Source organism: Streptomyces sp. NRRL S-337 (genome assembly GCF_000720175.1).
Classification (GTDB): Bacteria; Actinomycetota; Actinomycetes; order Streptomycetales; family Streptomycetaceae; genus Streptomyces; species Streptomyces siderophoricus.
Window position 1 is genome coordinate 66,896 of sequence record NZ_JOIX01000017.1, and the last position, 19,697, is coordinate 86,592.

Consider the following 19,697-nt stretch of genomic DNA (forward strand, 5'->3'; position numbering starts at 1 on the left):
TACGCCCCCATTCTTCGCCAGGTCATCGCAGCGTGCGACCGCAGGAGCCATCGGGCAGGGCAGGGGCCGCGGGCCTAGCATGCTGTGTGTGCCGACCGCTTCCCGGAGGTCCGAGAGCCGTCGCCTGCAGAGCTTCCTGCAGGCGGCCGAGGACGGCATCCATCTGGTCGTCGCGGCCTTCCTCATACTGCTCGCCGTACTGCTGACCATCGGAGTCGTCGGCGATGTCGTGAGCGCCATCAGGGGCCCGTACCACGAGACGGCGATCGTGCTGTCCGCTCTGGACAACAGCCTGGTCCTGTTCATCGTGGCCGAACTCCTGCACACCGTACGGCACACCATCAGAAACCAGACCCTGGATGCCGAACCGTTCCTCGTCGTCGGCCTGATCGCGGGCATCCGCAAGGTGCTCATCGTGACGGCCGAGGCCGGCAAGACCTTCAAGTGGAGCGTGCAGGGAATCGAGTTGCTCATCCTGGCGGGGCTGATTCTCGTGATGGCGGTGGCCGTCTACATCTGGCGGCGCTCGACGCGGCCCCGGGACTTCGACATCCTCAAGGCCGCGTCGCGTAGCTGACGTACTGACGTGGCGATGCGGGAAAGGCCAGTGCGGCCCGGCGAGTTGGGCTGCGTTCTCCCTGCTCGCCGTCACCGCCCAGGCCGGGGAAGAGGGCGTACCGGCGACACCGTGATCACCCGGAGTCGGCGCTGATCACGAGGTGGCCACCGGCGGGGCTCCCGCGCACGTCTCGGCGGACCTCAGCCAGCAGGTGAGGTCGGCGCGGGCGCGGGCCACCCTGGAGCGCACCGTGCCGATCGGACAGCCCACTACCGCTGCGGCATCCGCGTACGGCATCCCGACCAACTGTGTGAGAACGAATGCCTGGCGCCGCTCGCCATCCAGTGCGTCAAGCAGCTCGCTCAACGCCAAGCCGTCGTCGAATCCCGGTAGCCCGCTGGGCTGGCGGTGTTCCGCGACCGCCTGCCAGTCGTTGATGTCGGCGATGCGTGGGCGGGCGGCGGCGGACCGGTACCGGTCGATCACCACCCGGCGGGCTATGGACAGCAACCAGGTGCGGGCGCAGGAGCGGCCGAGGAAGCGCGGCAGGCCGGTGAGGGCGCGCAGGAATGTCTCCTGGGCCAGGTCGTCGGCGCTGTTGGTGTCGCCGCTCAGGTGTGCCACGAATCGCCATACATGGCGGTGGGAGGCGCGTATGAAGCGCTCGGCGGCGTCGGAGTCGCCGTCTCGGGCGGCCAGCGCCAGGGTGGTCAACTGCTCGTCGTCCACGGCGGTCCGCTTGCCACGGGCCGGACCAACAAGGGCAGGGATCATCGACACATGTCCTTCGAAGGGTGCGGGCCGCACCACGGCATGGCACGGCCTCGTCGATGAACGGCACTTCGGGTACCCGTACGAAGCCGGTGACCGCGTCAAGGGGCAACGGGTCGACGGATCTACGTCACAGGCAGACCGGAGGGCCGCAGGGTCAAGGGCCGGCGTGTGGGGCGGCACAACTCAAGGAGATATGAGGGCGGCAGCCGCGCGGACACGCCGGTACTCCGCCCGCCACCCATTCGATGCGTCGCGCAGAAAGGGGGAGTGGGAAATCCCGGACGAAATCGACAACACCGTGCCATTGGCGGCATGGGCGTCAGCGACGGCGTTGCAGAATCCCGGACAGTGCCGGGAAGGTCCCAGGACGGGCGGTCAGCAGGAGAAGAGATGCCTCGGCGGTCCCCTGCGGGAGAGGGCGTAGTGCAGGAGCACCCCGTGCAGGTGCAGGACGTGGCCGGCACCGGCCACCGGGCGAGGGGTCGGCTTCAGACCGGTCCGGCCCAGCGCCGTCAGGACCAGCAGCAGGGGTGCGAACAACGCCGCGGCCACACTGCGGGCGAGCCGGAACGCAGCCGCTTCGCCGCGCCACATCCACAAGCCGCACAGCAGCGCGGCCAGGGCGTGGGCAAGGAACATGCCGAGGGTGCCGTGACCGGAGTGCATCACCTGCATCTGACTCATGCCGCGGTGCATTGCACTCATATCGCCCATGTGCGCGGCGGAGGTTGCGGGCAGGTCTGCGATGCCCACCAAACCACTCATCTGCGGCATGCCGCCTGATGGTGCCGGTGGCGGAGCATGGGCGGCCTCCAGATCGAGACCGGTCTGGCACGACTGCGCCAGGCCGAACAGGGAGTGCAGACCCAGTTGAGCGATGACGGTGGAACCGGTCACGACGAACCCGCCGCGTTCCCGGCCCGCCAGCCACCAGGCCGCCGAGCCCGTGATGCCGAGTGCGGCAACCGCAGCCCACCAAGGCAGGGGCTGCGCGGACATCAACGCGTGCCCCAAGGTCGCGATCGTCACGCACACCGCCGCGAAGATCGCGGCGCGCACGGCGCGTGAAACCGGCCCAGCAGTCATGTTTGACATCGTGCCAGCCGGTTCGCCCACCAGGGAGGGGGCGTGGCGCCTCCGGCCTAGTTGTTGTCCAGATCGGCTAAAAGCACCTCGCGGCGGTCGGCCGAGTGGCAAGCCGCCTGGATGGAGGACGGGAGTTACGGCTCCGATCGTCCATGCCGGCAAGGGCTGAGCGGTCTCGCGGGCAAGTCTGGTGGGGCGGCGGACCCCGTCCGCCCCACCAGGCTTGCTCGGTGCCTCGGTTGACTACGGGCGGGCGGAGCGGCTGCGGTAGAGGGCGACAGCGGCCGTGCCGATGCCCAGGACGCCAGCGATCAGGCCCGCTATGCCCAGGGCCCGCGTGGTCGAGTCGCCGGCGGCGGGAGTGGAAGCCTTGGGAGCCGCGGAGGAGGAGGTGGCGGATTCGTCTGCGGTCTTGGTGAGGTGCAGCACCGGCGCCGGGTTCTCCGGCTCCGCCTGGCCCGCCTTCGGCTCCTCGATCCAGCGCACGACCTTGCCGTCGGAGTAGGTTTGTAGCGTCTTGAAGGACAACTGGTCGGCATTGTCAGGGAGTTGACCGAAGGCGACGCTGAAGTCCTGGTACTGGCCGGGCTGGATCTTGCCCTTGGTCCAGGTGACCTGCGAGACGGCTTCGTTGATGGTGCCGTCGTCCGTCTTGATCGGATTCTTCAGCTTGGTGGTCTTCACCTGCGCGGTCCAGCCGGGCTCGGGCGTGACGAGCACCGAGGGGATGGGGTGGTCCGTGGGCAGGAAGACCTGGACCTTCGTGGTGGCGGCGTTGTTCTCCTCGTTCGGGACCCGGAAGGTGAGGGTGCCGTCGGTGGCGCCCTTGGGGTAGCTGTCGGGGTGGACCGTCACGTGGGCGAAGGCCGAGCCCGCGGCGGTGAGCAGCCCGGCCGCGGCGAGGGTGGTGACGAGGGTGGTACGGCGCACGGCGCGCCGGAGGGTGGTGTGGGTCGAGGACACGGGGGACTCCGTACTGGTGGACCGGCGGCGGTGATCGGTCGCCGGGAGGCATGGGTGAGATGGGTGAGCAGGCCGTTACGGGGAGCGGCTCAGGCGAACAGAACTCGGTACGAGTCCGGAAGTGGTGGGCCGCGGCGTGACACCGCGTGGCGCAGGAGTGCCTGGCGCCGGGGCCGCTACCCGGAGGTCAGCGCGTCGGGCACCCCCGCGTACGCAAGAGCGGGCAACCGGCCCTTACAGGTCCCCCACCACGCCACCAGCCCCGGTACCAGCGCGACAGCCCTGCGCAGCAGGGACCACAGGGCTGCTTCGCCCCGCCGCAGCCACCAGGACGCGAGCAGGGCCGCCGCCACGTGGGCCGCGGCGGCGTGGGCCATCGGGTGGGGGTGGGTGGGCCATCATCCGCGTCGCGTGCAGGCTCATCGGCGCGTTGGTCGCGGTGAGGCGCCGGGCCGGGGCCTGGGCAGCGTCGAAGGCCAGGTGCAGGCCGCCCTGGCTGGTGAGTATGGCTCCGCCGATCCCTGGCAGCGACCGCTCCCGGGCGCTCAGCAGATAGCCGAGAACGAGGACGGTGAGGAACCCCGTCCCCTCCGCCCACACCGGGGGCGCCGAGCCCGTCGCGAGCTGGTGGGCCGCGGCGGACAGGAGGAGGCACACTGCGGCGAACACCGCAGCGCGCAGGGTCCGCATCGCCGGGGACGCACGCATGACAGCTGGAGCATCCCATGGGGGCCTGAGTACGCAGCGGCCCTTTGTCCTCATGCGCAAAGCCTTCGTTTCGTCTCGGCGCCTGGGCGAGGAGCACACACCACGTGGGTGGCACGTGCTCCCCTGCCTGACTTGCTGTTCAGCCGAAGAAGCGGCGCAGCGGAGCAACCCGGCGGATCACCAGCCAGTCCAGCATCAGGATGAGCAGCATGGAGATCCCGGCGAGCGGCATGGCCACACCGAGGATCAGCATGATCAGTGCTACGCCGCGGGTCACGCGGGCGTCCTGGGCGCGGCGGGGTGCGCACAGGCCCTTGCCGGTCGGGCGGCGGCGCCACCACATCACCACGCCGCTGACGGCCATGCCGATGACAGCGAGGCAGGTGCCGAGGGCGATCAAGAGGTTGGGCCAGCCGAAGCGTTCGCCCTGGTGGAGTGCGATGCCTTCCTCGACGAGCTTGGACAGCAGGCCGTACTGGGGCCAGCCGTAGGAGGCGAGCACCTTGCCGGAGTACTGGTCGAGGAAGAGGGTGCGCTGCTTGGCGGGGTCCGCCTCGGACTTTCCGGAGATCGTGTAGACGCCCTTCGGGCCCTGCGGCAGGGTCACGGTGAAGGTGCCGGGCACATGCTCGCGGTGGGCGAGGGCGACGGCCCGCTCGATGGACAGACTGCCCGGCGCGGCACCGCCTCCGCCGCGGCCGCCCATGTGGCCCATGTGGCCCATGTGCCCCGCGTGCCCCTCATGTCCGCCACCAGCCTTCGAGGTCGGGACCTGGACCTTCTCCGCCGCCCAGGGCACCGAGGTGTCGGGGTTGGAGGTGAGGTGGTCGGCCGTGCTCGGGACCTTCGAGGAGACCTTGTAGTCCTCCGCGCTCGGCGTGCCCTGCTTCGTTGCCGTGATGACCTTCTGCAGCTGCTGGCCCCAGATGCCGGTCCACGGCAGGCCGGTGGCGATGAGCAGGAGCAGGAAGACGGATACGGCGGCGCCGACGGTGGCGTGCCAGCGGCGCAGTCCGCGCCGTCCGGTACGGCCGCGGCGCGGACGGGCCCGCCACCACAGGTACAGGCCGGTGAAGGTCAGGATCGCGGCCCAGGATGCGGTCAGCTCCATGAGGCGGTCGCCGATGTCTCCACTGAGCAGGTTGCCGTGGAGTTCGCGGACGTTCTGCATGAAGGTCTTGCCGTTGTCGACCGACCCCAGCACCTTGCCGTCGTACTGGTTGACGTACACCGACACGGTCGGCGCCCAGGGGCCGCCGCCGTCCGCGGCGAGGGTGACCATCGTGCTGTGCTCGCGGTCGCTCGGCGGCGTCACGGACTGGACGGTCGCCTCGGGCTTCGCCTTGCGTACGGCATCCACCTGCTGGGCCAGCGGCACCGGCTTGGCGTGCTCCGTGGCGTGGACGGTGCGCAGGTCCTTGTAGACCCAGTTCTCGTAGGCGGGCTTGAACAGGTAGATGGCGCCGGTGACGGCGAGCAGCACAAGCAGCGGGGTGACCAGCAGGCCGGCGTAGAAGTGCCAGCGCCACAGGGCCTTGTACAGCTGGTTGCGGGAGGGCCGTGCGCGGTCGGTGCCGCTGTCCGGCCCGGTGTCCGGTCTGTCCTCGGACAGGCTCGGGGCGTGCGTCATTACAGGGTGTCTTTCGTCGTACCGCGCGGCCGGGCAGCGCCGACCGCACGTGGGGGAAGGAGGATCCCGGAGGGCCGCGGGGGAAGGGCTACCGCCCAGCCGGCGGGCATGCGAGGTGCCTCCGGGATGCCGCGTGCGCCGCGTAGGCACGGCAGAGCTCAGGCCCCGGCTACGGAGCCTGCATGGCACGCGGTGATCAGTACGAGAAGGACAGCGGGGGTCCACGGCGGACGACCGCATGCCGGACCACCGCGAGGTGCGGTTGCCTGGACGCTATGGGCCGCCGGGAAGGCCGGGGCCCGCCAGCCGGCACGGGCACTGCGAGACCCGCGACGAAGAGACGCAGCAGTCGGTGCAGCGAGGGGAGCGACCTGTTGGCAGCGGCGGCCAGCGCCGCCAGCAGCGCGAACAGGGCACGCTCACCACGATGCAGCCACCAAGCACACATCAGCCCCGCCAGAAGGTGGGCTGCGAGCATGCCGAAACCCATGTGGTGCATGGCCGGCATGGCGTGCGCGGTATGGCTGCCGAGCCCCATATGCGCACCGTGATGGTGGGACGGAGGACTGTTCCAGTCCATGCCGGCGCGCCGCACCATCTGGTGCATGGACGAGCTGAGCAGCGGCATCGAACCCGCCGAGCCGGAGTGACCGCGCAGCAGCAGATCCGACCAGGCCGCGGTCTTGCCCGTGGTCGGCGCGGGTGCCGCGACCCGCTGCGCCCAGGAAAAGAAGAGGTGCAGCCCGCCCTGGCAGGCGAGAACCCCGCCGGCGATGACCGGCAGCGACCGCTCGCGTCCCGCAGCCAGCCCAGCGCACACGAACACCGCCACCGCGGCTGCCGTGAGTGCCCACCCCGGCAGCGCCGGACCGGACATCACCGCATGGCCGGCCGCGGACAACACGACGCAGACCACGGCGAACACCGCGGCCCGGACATATCGCAGCGCAGCGGTGACAGGCATGGCACCAACATCATGACAAGGCACCCTGCAAGGTCCAGACAGGGGGTGGCCGAATGCCCACCACGGCATACCTAACGGATCACCACCGCACGCTCTGTCGGCTTCGGGCGTCCGGTCCGCGCGGCGCGTGGCGGGGGAACCAGCGGCCGGGGAACCAGCAGCCCGGCCCGTACGACTGACTGGGTCGGGCCCCACGCAGGGGCCGCGGATTGGTATCCGGGAGGGCTGCTGCGGTGTGGGTGAAGCGAGGGACGGGGAGCGGTGCGGAGACGGAAGCGGGGGCCGCCGGGCCTGACGGTGGCGTATCGCGGTCGCGAGGGCCGGGCCCGGCGGTGACCGCATTGCTGACGTGCGCCATGGCCTTCTCCATGATGCAGCTCTTCCTGATCGGGGCGCTCGGACCTCGGCTGGTCGGCGCGCTGGGTATCTCGCGGACGGTGCTGGGGCTGACGACCACGGCGGGCTTCGGTGCGGCGGCTCTGCTGTCGCCGGTGGCGGGGCGGCTGGTGGACCGGGTCGGTCCACGGCGCTGTCTGGTGGCGCTGTTGCTGCTCGCCGGAGTCTCGTTGGCGCTGATCGGTGCCGCTCCGGGCGCGGCGCTGCTGCTGGCCGCGGTGGCGCTCGGTGGTCTGCCGCAGGCCCTGGCCAATCCGGCGACCAACAAGGTGATCCTGGCAGCCGTTCCGGCGGAGCGGCGGGGTGGGGTGACCGGGCTCAAGCAGTCCGGGGTCCAGTTCGGCGCCTTCCTGGCGGGACTGCCGCTGTCGCTGCTGGCCGCAGGGGTGGGATGGCGCGGCGCGGTGTGGACGGCGGCGGGCACGGCGGCATTGGCCGCGGTGTGGGCCGCCCTCACACTGCCACCCGACGCGCCCGCGACGGCGTCCAGCCGACGCCCCGCGCCCTCCGAACGAGGCGTGACGAAGCGACTGGCGGTCTTCTCCTTGCTGCTCGGCTGCGGTATCGCCTCGGTCAATACGTACCTGGCCTTGTTCGGTTCGCAGCGGCTGGGCCTCTCGCCGACCGCGGCCGCCGCACTGGTGGCGGTCCTCGGCGTCGCCGGCATCGGCGGGCGCATGGGGTGGTCGCGGGCGGCGGGCCGGCCGGGACGGGCCGCGTCGCTGCCTGCCCTGCTGGCAGCCGGGGCGGTGGGCGCGGCGCTGCTCCTCGCCGCATCGGTCCTGGCGCATCCGCTGGTGTGGGTGGCGGTGATCGCGGTCGGGTCGTTCGCGGTGGCGGCGAACGCGGTGTCCATGGTCCTGGTGATGCAGCACGCGGCGCCGGGCCGCGCCGGGCAGGACTCCGCACTGGTGTCCGCGGGCTTCTTCGCCGGGTTCGCGGTGGGCCCGCCGGTCTTCGGCGCGTTGGTGTCCGCCTCCGGCTACGTACCGGGATGGCTCCTGGTGGCCGCCGAGTTCATGGCGGCAGCCATGGTCGGCATGCCGCTGATGCCGCGCCACCGTGGGGGTGTGAAGTGAACATGCCGACGGAAGAAGCGGGTTGGGCCGACCGGGCGCTGACGTCGGTGTGCGAGCGGGTCTCGGGGACCGCGGACGAGGTCGGTCCGCGCTTCCCCCTGTACGCAGCCCCGGACACCGGGGCCTGGCGGACCACCTCCCGGGGTTCGTGGACCGGCGGCTTCTGGGCCGGGCTGTTGTGGTTGCGTGCGCTGTCCTCGGGCGACCCGGAGCACCGGAAAGCCGCGGCCGACTGCACCCAGCGCTTGAGGTACTGGGTCGAGCAGGACACCGCCACCCGCGGCCTGGTGCTCTGGTACGGCACCGCCCTGGCCGCCGGGCCGGGTGGTGACAAGGCGGCGGGCAAGCTGAGGGAGGAGGCAGCTCGGGCCTGTCTGGCCGCGTACGAACCCGAGTTGGGGCTGGTGCCGTGGGGCGACGCATTCGGCGGACCACGGCTGCTGGCGCGGGCGGACGGGGTGCCGGGACTCGTACCGCTGCTGGCGCGTGCACCGGGCGGCGGTGAGGCCGCCGCGTACGACCATCTCACCCGGCACCTCGAACTCTGTCTGTCCGAGGACCCACCGCGTCCCGCATGGCAGGCCCGGACGCACGGCGCATGGACGGCCAGCCCCGAGCCCGCGCCGGGCTGGAGCCGTACGACGGCGTGGCTGCTGCTGGCGGTCGCCGACGGGCTGCGCTGGGTCGGGGACGGGAACGGCAGTCTGCGGAAGGCCGCACATCACCTTGCCGCACTGCGCCTCGCGCCGGATGCGAGGCTGATCCCGTCGGCGCAGGAAGCCCGGCCGCACGGCCCAGTCGATACATCGGCCGCAGCGATCGAGGCGGTGGCCGCGTTGAAGCTGGCCGCGCTCGCGCGGGCCGCAGGAGACGAGCAGGAAAGCGACCAACTAGCGGCCCGAGGACGCCTGATCCTGCACCGGTTGACTGAAGTGCACCTGTCCCCGACGGGCGCATTGCAGGACGGCTGCTACGACGCCGAACGTGGCCTCGCCCCCCGGCATGAGCTGATCTGGGGAGACTTCTTCCTCGCGTGGGGGCTGGCGCTTGTCACCAGGCTGACGGAACCGTTCACGATGTGACGTCGTAAGCACGCAGGATCCGGCGCGCCACCGCGGCGATGTGCAGCTCGTCGGGGCCGTCCAGCAGCCGCGCCGTACGCCCCGTCCGGAACAGCGCCGGCAGCGCGGTGTCCGGCCCGAGTCCGGCCGCACCGTGCACCTGGATCGCGGCATCGGCGACCTGCTGCAGCATCCGGGCCGCCGCGACCTTGGCGAGTCCGGTCTCCACCCGGGCATCCTCGCCCGCGTCCAGGCGGGCCACCGCCTCGTACACCAGCGGCCGGGTGGTGCGGATGGCCAGCAGGGCGTCGAAGACCAGCTGTTGGACGAGCTGGCGGTCGGCCAGCGGCCCGGAGGTCTGGCACCGCGACTGTGCCCGTATGCACATCAGGTCGAAGGCCCGCCCGGCCTGTCCGAGCCAGCGCAGACAGCGCAGAATGCGGCCGAGCCGCAGCCGCTCCCCGGCGATGCGCAGCGCCGTGCCGCGCTCGCCGACCAGGTGGTCCGCGGGCACGGTGACGCCGTCCAGCGCGATCTCCCACTGGCCGCCCGCCCCCAGAACCGGAAGTTCGCGCACCACCCGGAACCCGGGAGCGGACGTGGGTACCAGGAACAGCGACAGGTCCGACGGGTCGTCCCCGGTCCGGGCCAGCACGGTCACCAGGTCGGCCTCACCCGCGCCCGTGATGAACCACTTGCGGCCCTGCACGGTCCACGTCCCGTCCGCCCCGGGCTCGGCGCGGGTGGAGGTCAGTGCGGGGTCGGTGCCCGGTGTGCCGGGCTCGGTCATGGCGTAGCAGGTACGCAGCTCGCCCGCGGCGATACGTCGTACGTAGCGCTCCTGGACGGGCACGGTGGCGTGACGGCCGAGCATCGACACATCCAGCAGGGGCGCCGAGCCCAGGGCGACGGGACCGTGGTCGCTGGCCCCTTCGGCCTCGGCCAGATGCGCGTAGCGAGACACGGGCAGCCCCTGTCCCCCGTGTTCAACGGGCAGCGGCAGCGCCCACAGCCCCGCGTCCTTCGCCTCGCCCTGGAGCCGGCGCAGCTCGGCGCGTGCGGCCGGGCCACCCGCGTCGAGTACCGGCTCGGCAGGCATCACCCGCTCCCGTACGAACGCCGCCACGCGGGCGCGCAGTTCTGCCACGTCGGGCGGACACTCCGGCAGCCCGAACCCGGCCAGGCCGAGAGCCGGGGCTGCTCCGGGGGTGCCTTGTGCGTGCTCCATTGCGTCCACCGCTTTCCTCCACGTCCACCGGGAACTCGGTGAACCGACAGTCCGACCTTCTGGCTGTGGAGTTGGTCGGCCCCGGCCGTCGTCCAGTTCCCGTACGTCCAGGTCGGCAGAAGACGCCCGGATCAGCAGAGAACACCCAGGTCCGTACACGACACGCGGCGCACGCTCCGCCGCCGGAGAGGAACGCCGTGAATGCTGTGGGTCCCCCCACTGTCCTCGGTACGCACATGCCTCTGGAGGAGGTGACGGTAGAGGTCGCCGGCCCTGCCCCACTGACCGCGCCGGCACTCGCCCACCTGCGCTCGCTCGGCGCGAGGACGGCGCAGAGACAGGTAACGCCGACCGGGCCCGCCCGTTTTGCCGCGGCGGGGCACGAAGTGGGCGAGGTCACCGCGCACACCGACTGGGCCGATGTCCTGCCGGAGGCGGACGCCGCCGACGAGGCGACCGTCCAGGCAGCCAGCGGAATGATGCACGTACACGGCAGGCGCGACGGCGGCCCCCGGGGCCTCGCCGTCGACTACGCCGCCACCTGCGCGTCGGTCCTCACCGTGCAGGGTCTGCTCGCCGCGCTTGTGGGCCAGGCGCGCGGCGGAGCCAGGGCCACAGAGATCACCACTGGTGCCGACCGGGCCGCGCTGCTGACGCTCTCCCAGTACATCGCCGCCGCGAACGCGCCCGAAGCCGAGGCGGTGCCCTCGGCTCCCGGCGGCCCGCCGTTCACCGCCGCCTGCGGCACCCGCTTCGAGCTGGAGGCGCTGGAGCCCGCCCCCTGGGCCCGGTTCTGGCGCGAACTCGGCGCCCCCGAGGAGGCGATACGCAGCGGCTGGCCCGCCTTCCAGTTCCGCTACGCCACCGCCTGCGCACCCCTCCCCCAGGCTCTGCACCGGACGGCGAACGCCGCCTCCTGGCACCGAATACGGGAGGCCGCCGCCGTCGCGGGGGCCGAGGTGTGCGTCCTGCGCGCACTGGACGAGCGGGCGGCGGAGGCGGTCCCCGCCGCGCCATGGACCCTCACGCCGTATCCATGGCCCGCCGGGACCCCGTTCGGCTGGGAGACCGGAGCCCCGTCCCCCTCCGATGCCCTCCCCGCCACCGACGCGCTCCCCCTCTCCGGCCTGACCGTGCTGGAAGCCGGCCGCCGCATCCAGGCCCCGCTCGCCGCCCACCTCCTCGGCCTGCTCGGCGCGGACGTCGTACGGATCGAACCGCCGGGCGGGGATCCGCTGCGCGGTATGCCGCCGTGCGCCTCGGGTGTCTCGGCCCGCTGGCTCGCCCTCAACCGGGGCAAGCGGACGGTGGAGATCGACATCAAGTCACCTGCCGGGCAGGCCGAGTTGCGCGAGCTGGCCGCCCACGCGGACGTCTTCTTGCACAACTGGGCCCCGGGCAAGGCGGAAGGGCGGGGGCTGGGCGCCGACCATCTCGCATCCGTCAACCCGCGCCTGGTCTACGCCTACACCAGCGGCTGGGCGGGCCGCCTGCCCGATGCCCCCATGGGCACCGACTTCATGGTCCAGGCCCGTACCGGCGTCGGCGAAGCGGCGCGCCCCGCCGACGAGCCGCCCGCGCCCTCCCTGATGACCTTGATCGACGTACTCGGCGGACTGGTCGGCGCCGAGGCCGTCCTGGCCGGTCTGCTGTCACGGGAGCGGACCGGCCGCGGCGTATGGGTGGAGTCCTCGCTGCTCGGCGCCGCGGAGACCCTCACCGCCCCCGCGTTGCGACGGGCCGCGGCGGGCCGGGACCCGCGCCGCCCGGCCGGATTCCGCCGACCTCTGCCGACGGCCGACGGGTGGGTGGCACCGGCCGACGGCACCTCCTCCGCGGCAGGTGCCGACCCGGCACGGCTGCGCGCCATGACTACCGACCAGGCGGTCGCCGCCCTGCGCGCACAGGGTCGGCCTGCCACCGCCGTCACCACCGACCTCGCCGCGCTGCCGCAGGACCCGCGCCTGCACGGCGCCTTCACCCGCGACGCACACGGTTCCCTCGTCGTCCCCTCGCCCTGGAGGTTCGCATGACCATCCAGTCCCCTTCCCAGCTCTCCTGCCGGTTCCACGATCTGGTCCCCGCGGCGTTGCGGCGCGCCTGGGCCGCCGAAGGCCACTGCCCCGACCTTGACCTGTACGCACTGTTCCGCGCACGACGAATATCCAACCCGCATGCCATAGCGGTGATCGACTCACGCGGCGAGGTCAGTTACGCCGAACTGGACCACCAGGCACGATGTCTGGCCACCGGGCTCGCCGCAACGGGCGTCTGTCCCGGCGACGTCGTAGGGGTCCAACTCCCCAACAGCAGAGAGGCGGTGGCGGCCGACCTCGCCGTGGCCGCACTCGGCGCGGTCGCCCTGCCCTTCCCGGTCGGACGGGGCGGGCGGGAGGCCCTGTCGCTGCTGGGCCGTTCCGGCGCCCGCGCGGTCATCGCCGCCACCGAACACCGCGGCGCCGAGCACGCACGGGAGCTGGCCGAACTGGCCACCTCGTCCGGCGAACTGCCCGCACTGCGCGCGGTGATCGCCGCCGGGCCCGGACCGGTCCCCGGCGGCTGCCTGTCGCTGGCCGACCTCTTGCGTACCGACGCGTCCGCGTTCACTCCCGCGCGCCCCGACCCCGACACCGCGGCCCGGATCCTGGTCTCGTCCGGATCCGAGGCCGAGCCCAAGATGGTGGCGTACTCGCACAACGCGCTCGCCGGCGGCCGCGGCAACTCGCTCGCGTCCCTGCTTCCGGACGGCATGCGGCCCCGCTGCCTGTTCCTGGTGCCGCTCGGTTCGGCCTTCGGCAGCAGCGGGACCGCCGTCACTCTCGCCCGGCACGGCGGATCCCTCATCCTGCTCGACCACTTCACGCCCGACGCCGCGCTGGAAGCGATGCGTACGCACCGCCCCAGCCACGTGCTGGGCGTTCCCACGATGGTGCGCATGATGCTCGACCGGCTGCCGGACGGGGCGGCACCGGCGACCGGGCTGACCGCCCTGGTGCTCGGCGGCTCCGCCCTCGACGCCGCCACCTGCGACGAGGCCCGCCGGACCTTCGGCTGCGCCGTGGTCAACCTCTACGGATCCGCCGACGGCGTTCACTGCCACGGAGGCCTGCCCGCCCGTAACGCCCCCGCAAACGACCTGGACAGCGGCCCGGGGATCACGGTGGGCCAACCCGATCCCCGCGTCTGCGAGATCCGGATCGCCCCGCTGCCCGGAAGCACCTCCGACGAAGCGGGCGAGATCATCGCACGCGGACCGATGACCCCGCTCTGCTATGTCGGCGCACCCGAGCTGAACATGCGCTACCGCACGGCCGACGGCTGGGTCCGAACCGGCGATCTCGGCGTACGGGACGCCGACGGCATCCTGCGCGTCGTCGGCCGCCTGAAGGACATCGTCATCCGCGGCGGCGCGAACATCAGCCCCGCCGAGGTCGAGGGCGAGCTCTCCTTCCACCCGGACGTGCGCGACGTGCTGTGCGTCGGAGTCCCCGATCCGCTCATGGGCGAACGACTCGCAGCCTGCGTCGTCCCAAGGCCCGGACGGAAACCGGAACTTGAGAGCCTCTGCGCCCACCTGGACGCGCGTGGCCTGGAACGCCGCAAACACCCGGAACGGCTGCTACTCGTGACCGACGAACTGCCCCTCACCCCGGCCGGCAAGCCCGACCGCACCGCCCTACGGGAGAGGGCGGCAGCGGAGTTCCCCACCGAGCACGCGCAGGCGGGCTGACGCCATCAGGGGAGGAGCCGCACACAGCGGCCCCTCCCCTCACTGCTACGCGAACTGGCCGTCAGGAGGTGGAGAACGCCTTCTCCATCTGCCCGGCCGCCTTGCGGTAGACGCCCAGCAGATCGAGGTCCGCCCCGGGATAGTTCACGATGTTCAGCTGCTTGGCGCCCGAGCCGGGCAGCACCGTTCCGGTCGACATGTTCTCGTTCTCCAGCACGAACTTCGGCTTCTTCGCCGACAGCGAGGACAGCTGCGCAGGCGTGACCGCCTCCGGGCCGTACGTACCGACCACCTTCGCCCCCGCCAGCTTCGCCGCCCATGTCGTGAACATCTGCGCCGCCACCGCCGGAGCCTTGCCACCGGGCCACGTGGCCTTCACCTGCTTGGCCAGCGAGTCCCACTCCGCCGTGAACTTGGCATTCCACTGCGCGGCGGCCTGCTCCGTCCCGAACTCCTTGCCCAGCTTCGTCACCTCGGCCTTGGTTGCCGCGGGCGTGTTGTCCAGGTTGACCTCGACCACCTTCGCCTTGGAGCCGGCAGCATCCTTGATCCGTCCCGCGAACGGCTCGAAGGAGGCGTAAAGGACGTAGTCGGCACCGGCGACCGCCGTCAGGTCGGACGGCTTCAGGTCGTAGTCGGGAGCATGCTTGATCGAGGCGGGAACGATGGACGTGACGTTCTTGGCCCCGGCGGCCTTCGCCAGCGCCGCCTCCCAGCTGGAGGTGGCGACCACGACGGGCCCCGACGACTTGCCCGCCTTTTCTCCGTCGGACTTGCCAGAGCTGGTGCCGTCACCGCAGCCGGTCAGCAGGGCCAGGCCCGCGCTCAGTGCAGTGGCGGCGGCGAGGGGGCGGAAGAGGAAGCGGACGTGCGCCATGACGAGGTTCTCCGTTCGGGTATGAGATGCGCGGCAAGGGCGACCGCCCCTGCGGCGAGAACGAGGACCGGCCCGGGTGGCAGGTCCCAGGCCAGCGAGATCAGAAAGCCGGTGACGTTCACGACGACGCCGATGCCCACCGCCCACAGCGTGATCGACACCAACGATCGGCCCAGGCGACGGGCGGCGAGGGCCGGCAGCAAGGTGAGCGCGTCCACCAACAACGCTCCCGTCAGACGAATGGCACCCGCCACCGAGACCGCCACCAGCACCAGCAGCACCACCGTCAGCCGCTGCACCGCCACCCCGGAACACCACGCCAGCTCCCGGTCGTGCAGCAGCAGCGCCAACTCGCGGCGCCGCCAGACGAACAGCCCCGGCACGGCCACCGCCAGCACGCCCAACACCACGAGATCGGCCGGCCGCACCGCCAGAATTGACCCCCACAGCAGCGCGAACGCCCCATTGGCATTCACCCCGGACAGCGCCAGCATCAACAGCGCCGCCGCGATGGCCAGGCTCATCAGCAGCCCCATGGCCCCCGAGAGGCCATCCGCAGTACGTGCCAACGGCGCCACCCCCGCCCCAGCCAGCGCACACGCCACCAGCGCACACACCACCGGGTCCAGCCCCACCAACTGCCCCACGGCGATCCCCAGCAGCGCCACATGCATCATCGCGAAGCGCACCGGCATGATGTCCAGGCCGACGATCACCACACCGACGACCGGCAACCCGAAGGCGGCCAGCAGCAGCCCGAACCCCGCCCGCTGCACCGGCACCAACTGCAACAGGTCACCGACCTGCCCCCACGCGCTCACGCCACCTCCCGCAACCGGCCGGCAGCCATCTCCAGCGTCCGGTCACACCGCGCCGCCATCGCCCGGTCATGCGTCACGACGATCAGCGTCACCGGCAGCGAAGTGAGCACCTCAGCGGCCTCCTCCTGCCCTGCGAAGTCCAGCGCCGCGGTCGGCTCGTCCGCGAGCAGCACCCCCGCCCCGGCCGCCACACAACCCACCGCGCGCGCCAGATGCATCCGCTGCAACTGACCACCCGAGAGACCATCCACCGGCCGGTCCGCGAGATCCCCCACGCCCAGCCGCTCCGCCGCCTCCGCCGCCGCCTCCGGAGCACCACTGCTCGCCAGCAACTCCCCGGCCAGCAGCGGAAAGCGCCCGGCCGCCGGCCGCTGCGGAATCCACCCACACGCCCGCCGTCGCCAGGCCCATTCGGCGGCACTCCGCGTCCCGCGCCCACCGACCAGAATCTCCCCCTCGACCTGCCGATGCAGCCCGAGCACCGCCCGCAACAGCGTCGTCTTCCCCGACCCGTTCGTCCCGGTCAGCGCGACCCGCTCACCGGCGGCCACCTCCAGGTGGACCCCACTGACGGCCTCCAGCCGTCCATGTCGGCACATCACCCCCCGCAGCCGCACATCAAGCCCACCCGCACCGCCCGCCTGCGGCGCCTCCAGGGACACCGATCGATCCTCGCTACGTTCCACGTCCCACTAGTCGGCCGGACCGCGCGTCGAGTTCCCGTGCAATCAATTCCCACCGACGGCAAGCTGCCGACGCCGGCAAGCATCCGGCTCATGCACACTTCCCCAGAGCAATCTGCCCGATCAGCACAGCGGGTTGGTGAGTGAGCGGAACCTCGCCATGGGCTTCAACCCGACCTGGCAGAGGACGCAGAGACCGCCGTGCCACTTCCGTGCCAGATGGACCGGTGCACAACGGTCAACAAGAGCGTGCGATTCAACCGGTCACGCCCGCCCAGCTGCAACATATTCGCTGGTCAGGGAGCTAATGAGCACCCGAAAGCCCCCTGATTCACGGAACTCCGGTCAGAGCCGTTTTCAAGGCTCCCCTCAGAGCACCACCTGCTCACCGGGAAACGCGTCGGCGAACCAGGCGAGTGCCGCCGCACACGCCGCGGCGGCATACCCAGCCGCTGCTTCATCCCCATTGAATAGCCCTTGACCTTGCGGTCGAGCCCATCGCCGAGCCCGGCGAGGTTCAGAGCGTCGTCCAGAGCGGGGGGGCCATCCCCGGCGTGTCGCCGACTATGGGAGCCGCAGGTTGGCCCGGCCGGTGAGGTGCGGCACGAACACCGGGCCGGCATGCGGCACGGTATACCTGCAGGAACGAAGTCGAGCGGACCCCTCAACGCGCTCAAGGGCTTCCATGCCGTGGCGACCCGGTAGCTCAACAAGCTTCAGCACCGCCAGCCCGTGGACGAGGACGTCGACCGCCTGGTGCGTGTGCTGCGCAGCGACGGCCACCGCCTGGTCGAGCGGCGAGGGCGTCAACCAGCGTGGCGCTCTGCTCGGGCGTGGTTGCCGGTGTCGCGGACTGCGCGACCCCCAGCTACGGAACACGCCGGCTTCACCGCCTCATAGCCCACTCCGCCGACGCCGACCGGCGCGGCCAACGACACCCGCAGCACCTCCGCGCCAGGACGCCGAGCACGCGGTCCCAGGTTCCGTCGGCGGCCAGCGGCGGTGGCGGGCTCAGACGGTCTTCCAGGATCCCAACCTGGCTGGGAGGTCTCGCCAAGGAATCCGATGCGATACCGGTAGACGATCGCCTCCACAATGCGGCGGTGATCGGCCCACGGCCTGCCACGACGACCGGGTACTGGAGGGCAGCAGAGGTCGGATGCGGTTCCACTGCCGGTCGGTCAGCCGAGTGTGACGAGGCATCAGGATCAGACCGTGCTGCGGTTACACAGGCTGGCCAACCGGCCTGACGATCACCGTGTTGATGTCGACACCACTGGGCTGGCTGATGGCCCAGACGATGGTCTTACCCAACTGCTCCGGGGACAGAAAGTCGCGGTTGGGCAGACCGCCGGGGGCACCGTCGAAGAAGTTGGTCTTCGTTGCGCCCGGCGAGACGAGGGTGACACCAATGCCTTCAGCAGTCACCATCCTCCTGGTGTTCTCCGCGATGCCCGTTACGGCCCACTTCGTCGCGCCGTAGATGTTGCCTGGTGTGTGGACATGGCCGGCCACGCTGCCGACGAGAACAATCCGGCCCTTGCTCTCGCGCAGCGCGGGCAGCGCAGCATTGATGAGTAGCGCGGGGCCGAGGACGTTGGTCAGCACCATGTCGTCCCAGCCAGTGGGGTCGCCGTCGGACAGGTCGTCAAAGGTCGCGTAGCCCGCGTTGGCAACGACGACGTCCAGCCGCCCGAACGTCGTCAAGGTCGCCGCGACTGCCGTCCCGACCGCATCGTGGTCGGCCGCGTGTCCCGGCATCACCAGCAAACCGTCCGGCTCGCCGAGCTCTGCGGCAAACCGGCGAAGCCGGTCCCCGCTCCGGCCGGTGACCGTCACGCGGTACCCCTGCTCCAACAGTTGCCGAGCCGTCGCGGCCCCAATCCCGCTACCACCGCCGGTGATAAGCGCGACAGGAGAGTCCGTCATGTGCACCCCAAGGAATGTGTCGTGAAGTCAACTCGGAGATTGCAGCATTTGGAGTGCACTCCAAGTCAACCCACTTGAGGAGTCGTGCCGAAGCCAACCCGCCTACCGGTGAGACCTCTCAGAGGACTTGTCCGGTCGATCAAGCCGGGCTCAGTCTTCGGCAATCCGCACAGTCAGGGTGTTGCGGAGTCATCACTGTCGGATCAGACGGCGATCGGCTTGCGGTAGCGGACGTACTCGTTCTGGCGCCGGAACCCTACGCTTTCGTAGAGGTCGTAGGATCGGTGCGGATTCGCGGTCCCGGTGTACAAGCGGGCGCTCTCTGCACCGTGCTTGCGAAGACATCGCAACCCGTCCAGCAGCAGGGCCCGCCCAAGGCCCAGACGCCTTGACTTTGCCTGGACGCTCAATTCTTCGACTTCGCCCACAGTGGGGTCGTGTCGACGGATGGAGCACAGCGCGACCCCGGCCACATGTTCCCCATCCCAAGCAGCCCGCCAGCAGGTCGGGTCCGCCGTGGCGAGGAAGCTCTCGAACGTCCACCTCTCGGTGAAGGCGGCATCCGCATACGAATCGACGACCGTCTTCCAGGCCGCGTGGTAGCTGCTTGGACCGAGGCCACCGACTCGGATGCCTGCTGGCAACGCCTTGCCGTCGGGGAGCTGTCGGAGATCGGCCAGCTCCAGCTCTACCAGGCTGAAGACACGCCGATATCCCGTTTCGAGCAGCAGCGCCGTTGCGTCCTGTTCAGAGGCCATGGCGTTCGCGCCGAACACGGCCGTCTGTGCGGTTCCATGCTGCTGCACCAGCTGGCGGATACGATCCTCTGCCCAGTTGAGCATGGCTGAGCCGATGCCCTGGCCGCGGTGCTCGGGCAGCAGGTAACCACGGTGCAGGTACAGCCACGTTCCGTCCCGCTCCTGCCACCACCTGATCGTCGAGTAGCCGACGACACCACCGTTGTGCTCTACCAGGACCTGGTTCTCGGAGGGGTCGTCGAGCTTGGCGCAGGCTTCGGCGATCTCGCCTGCTGTCGGGAGTCCTTCCACAACCGAGCGGGCGTCGACCCGATCCCGCTCTGCACAGCCCAGCCGCACAGCGGCCATCGCGCCATGGTCGTCGTGGCTGCGATACGGCCGGAAGACGTACCCAGGCAACCCTTCCCGCGAGGCAAGGCCGCTGCCGCTGTTCACGCCCACACCAAGACCC

At 71.1% G+C, this 19,697-nt stretch carries 17 protein-coding genes and 2 pseudogenes; 6 read left to right on the top strand and 13 right to left on the bottom strand.

Annotation, left to right across the window (positions count from 1 at the left end):
- The first annotated feature begins 88 nt into the window (after positions 1–88).
- Positions 89–577: a phosphate-starvation-inducible PsiE family protein gene (locus tag IG62_RS0114955; RefSeq protein WP_158795041.1), complete on the top strand. Its 489-nt coding sequence runs from the start codon at positions 89–91 to the stop codon at positions 575–577.
- A gap of 135 nt (positions 578–712) precedes the next feature.
- Here the strand turns inward: IG62_RS0114955 and IG62_RS0114960 are convergent, their stop codons facing one another.
- From IG62_RS0114960 to IG62_RS0114985, 6 genes are all read right to left on the bottom strand, one after another.
- On the bottom strand, positions 713–1,333 hold the full coding sequence (locus IG62_RS0114960; protein ID WP_037838362.1) for a sigma-70 family RNA polymerase sigma factor: 621 nt from the start codon (positions 1,331–1,333) through the stop codon (positions 713–715).
- Positions 1,334–1,708: 375 nt separating this feature from the next.
- Positions 1,709–2,419, bottom strand: coding sequence for a hypothetical protein (locus IG62_RS0114965; protein ID WP_030802099.1), 711 nt, complete (start codon positions 2,417–2,419; stop codon positions 1,709–1,711).
- Positions 2,420–2,662: 243 nt separating this feature from the next.
- On the bottom strand, positions 2,663–3,382 hold the full coding sequence (locus IG62_RS0114970) for a YcnI family protein (protein WP_030802102.1): 720 nt from the start codon (positions 3,380–3,382) through the stop codon (positions 2,663–2,665).
- A 176-nt stretch (positions 3,383–3,558) separates the two neighbouring features.
- Positions 3,559–3,759, bottom strand: coding sequence for a hypothetical protein (locus IG62_RS48645; RefSeq protein WP_234326512.1), 201 nt, complete (start codon positions 3,757–3,759; stop codon positions 3,559–3,561).
- 470 nt (positions 3,760–4,229) lie between these two features.
- On the bottom strand, positions 4,230–5,720 hold the full coding sequence (locus tag IG62_RS0114980; protein WP_051798085.1) for a PepSY-associated TM helix domain-containing protein: 1,491 nt from the start codon (positions 5,718–5,720) through the stop codon (positions 4,230–4,232).
- Positions 5,721–5,916: 196 nt separating this feature from the next.
- Positions 5,917–6,684, bottom strand: coding sequence for a hypothetical protein (locus IG62_RS0114985; RefSeq protein WP_030802106.1), 768 nt, complete (start codon positions 6,682–6,684; stop codon positions 5,917–5,919).
- 332 nt (positions 6,685–7,016) lie between these two features.
- On the opposite strand from IG62_RS0114985, the gene IG62_RS0114990 reads away from it, so the two are divergent.
- On the top strand, positions 7,017–8,159 hold the full coding sequence (locus tag IG62_RS0114990; RefSeq protein ID WP_234326514.1) for an MFS transporter: 1,143 nt from the start codon (positions 7,017–7,019) through the stop codon (positions 8,157–8,159).
- Between the two features lie 2 nt (positions 8,160–8,161).
- Positions 8,162–9,241, top strand: coding sequence for a hypothetical protein (locus tag IG62_RS0114995; protein WP_037838364.1), 1,080 nt, complete (start codon positions 8,162–8,164; stop codon positions 9,239–9,241).
- On the opposite strand, the gene IG62_RS0115000 is transcribed toward IG62_RS0114995, so the two are convergent.
- A complete protein-coding gene (locus tag IG62_RS0115000; protein WP_051798088.1) occupies positions 9,231–10,448 on the bottom strand; it encodes an acyl-CoA dehydrogenase family protein in 1,218 nt (405 codons plus the stop codon). The two genes, IG62_RS0114995 and IG62_RS0115000, sit on opposite strands and share 11 nt — an antisense overlap.
- Before the next feature lie 236 nt (positions 10,449–10,684).
- Between IG62_RS0115000 and IG62_RS0115005 the strand changes: the two genes are divergently transcribed.
- Both IG62_RS0115005 and IG62_RS0115010 read left to right on the top strand, forming a co-directional pair.
- Positions 10,685–12,481 carry a CoA transferase gene (locus IG62_RS0115005; RefSeq protein WP_037838365.1) on the top strand — a complete coding sequence of 599 codons (1,797 nt, stop codon included), beginning with the start codon at positions 10,685–10,687 and terminating at the stop codon, positions 12,479–12,481.
- Complete coding sequence (locus IG62_RS0115010; protein WP_030802118.1) at positions 12,478–14,178, top strand: class I adenylate-forming enzyme family protein; 1,701 nt, start codon at positions 12,478–12,480, stop codon at positions 14,176–14,178. Before IG62_RS0115005 ends, IG62_RS0115010 begins: the two co-directional genes overlap by 4 nt.
- Positions 14,179–14,239: 61 nt before the next feature.
- Here IG62_RS0115010 and IG62_RS0115015 read toward each other — a convergent pair whose 3' ends face one another.
- Genes IG62_RS0115015 through IG62_RS0115025 form a run of 3 tightly spaced genes read right to left on the bottom strand, consistent with a single transcriptional unit; the run spans position 14,240 to position 16,475 of the window.
- Positions 14,240–15,055 carry an ABC transporter substrate-binding protein gene (locus tag IG62_RS0115015; RefSeq protein WP_030802121.1) on the bottom strand — a complete coding sequence of 272 codons (816 nt, stop codon included), beginning with the start codon at positions 15,053–15,055 and terminating at the stop codon, positions 14,240–14,242.
- On the bottom strand, positions 15,004–15,876 hold the full coding sequence (locus IG62_RS0115020; protein ID WP_030802123.1) for a metal ABC transporter permease: 873 nt from the start codon (positions 15,874–15,876) through the stop codon (positions 15,004–15,006). The genes IG62_RS0115015 and IG62_RS0115020 overlap by 52 nt, the downstream gene beginning before the upstream one ends.
- Positions 15,873–16,475: an ABC transporter ATP-binding protein gene (locus IG62_RS0115025; protein WP_030802126.1), complete on the bottom strand. Its 603-nt coding sequence runs from the start codon at positions 16,473–16,475 to the stop codon at positions 15,873–15,875. The genes IG62_RS0115020 and IG62_RS0115025 overlap by 4 nt, the downstream gene beginning before the upstream one ends.
- Positions 16,476–17,164: 689 nt before the next feature.
- On the opposite strand from IG62_RS0115025, the pseudogene IG62_RS50125 reads away from it, so the two are divergent.
- Positions 17,165–17,261, top strand: a pseudogene (locus IG62_RS50125) (IS5/IS1182 family transposase); the annotation flags it as partial.
- A gap of 372 nt (positions 17,262–17,633) precedes the next feature.
- Here IG62_RS50125 and IG62_RS48655 read toward each other — a convergent pair.
- The 3 genes and pseudogenes from IG62_RS48655 to IG62_RS0115040 form a co-directional block, all read right to left on the bottom strand.
- Positions 17,634–17,762, bottom strand: a pseudogene (locus tag IG62_RS48655) (hypothetical protein); the annotation flags it as partial.
- A gap of 21 nt (positions 17,763–17,783) precedes the next feature.
- The gene (locus IG62_RS0115035) at positions 17,784–18,488 is read right to left on the bottom strand and encodes an SDR family oxidoreductase (protein ID WP_030802130.1); all 705 of its coding nucleotides are present in this window, start codon (positions 18,486–18,488) and stop codon (positions 17,784–17,786) included.
- A 203-nt stretch (positions 18,489–18,691) separates the two neighbouring features.
- Positions 18,692–19,687 carry a GNAT family N-acetyltransferase gene (locus IG62_RS0115040; RefSeq protein WP_030802132.1) on the bottom strand — a complete coding sequence of 332 codons (996 nt, stop codon included), beginning with the start codon at positions 19,685–19,687 and terminating at the stop codon, positions 18,692–18,694.
- Positions 19,688–19,697: the final 10 nt, after the last annotated feature.

Coding starts and splice junctions, on each gene's coding strand:
- IG62_RS0114960 (WP_037838362.1), bottom strand. CDS start 1,333: ATGATCCCTGCCCTTGTTGGTCCGGCCCGTGGCAAGCGGACCGCCGTG.
- IG62_RS0114965 (WP_030802099.1), bottom strand. CDS start 2,419: ATGACTGCTGGGCCGGTTTCACGCGCCGTGCGCGCCGCGATCTTCGCG.
- IG62_RS48645 (WP_234326512.1), bottom strand. CDS start 3,759: ATGGCCCACGCCGCCGCGGCCCACGTGGCGGCGGCCCTGCTCGCGTCC.
- IG62_RS0114980 (WP_051798085.1), bottom strand. CDS start 5,720: ATGACGCACGCCCCGAGCCTGTCCGAGGACAGACCGGACACCGGGCCG.
- IG62_RS0114985 (WP_030802106.1), bottom strand. CDS start 6,684: ATGCCTGTCACCGCTGCGCTGCGATATGTCCGGGCCGCGGTGTTCGCC.
- IG62_RS0114995 (WP_037838364.1), top strand. CDS start 8,162: ATGCCGACGGAAGAAGCGGGTTGGGCCGACCGGGCGCTGACGTCGGTG.
- IG62_RS0115000 (WP_051798088.1), bottom strand. CDS start 10,448: ATGGAGCACGCACAAGGCACCCCCGGAGCAGCCCCGGCTCTCGGCCTG.
- IG62_RS0115005 (WP_037838365.1), top strand. CDS start 10,685: ATGCCTCTGGAGGAGGTGACGGTAGAGGTCGCCGGCCCTGCCCCACTG.
- IG62_RS0115010 (WP_030802118.1), top strand. CDS start 12,478: ATGACCATCCAGTCCCCTTCCCAGCTCTCCTGCCGGTTCCACGATCTG.
- IG62_RS0115015 (WP_030802121.1), bottom strand. CDS start 15,055: ATGGCGCACGTCCGCTTCCTCTTCCGCCCCCTCGCCGCCGCCACTGCA.
- IG62_RS0115025 (WP_030802126.1), bottom strand. CDS start 16,475: ATGTGCCGACATGGACGGCTGGAGGCCGTCAGTGGGGTCCACCTGGAG.
- IG62_RS0115035 (WP_030802130.1), bottom strand. CDS start 18,488: ATGACGGACTCTCCTGTCGCGCTTATCACCGGCGGTGGTAGCGGGATT.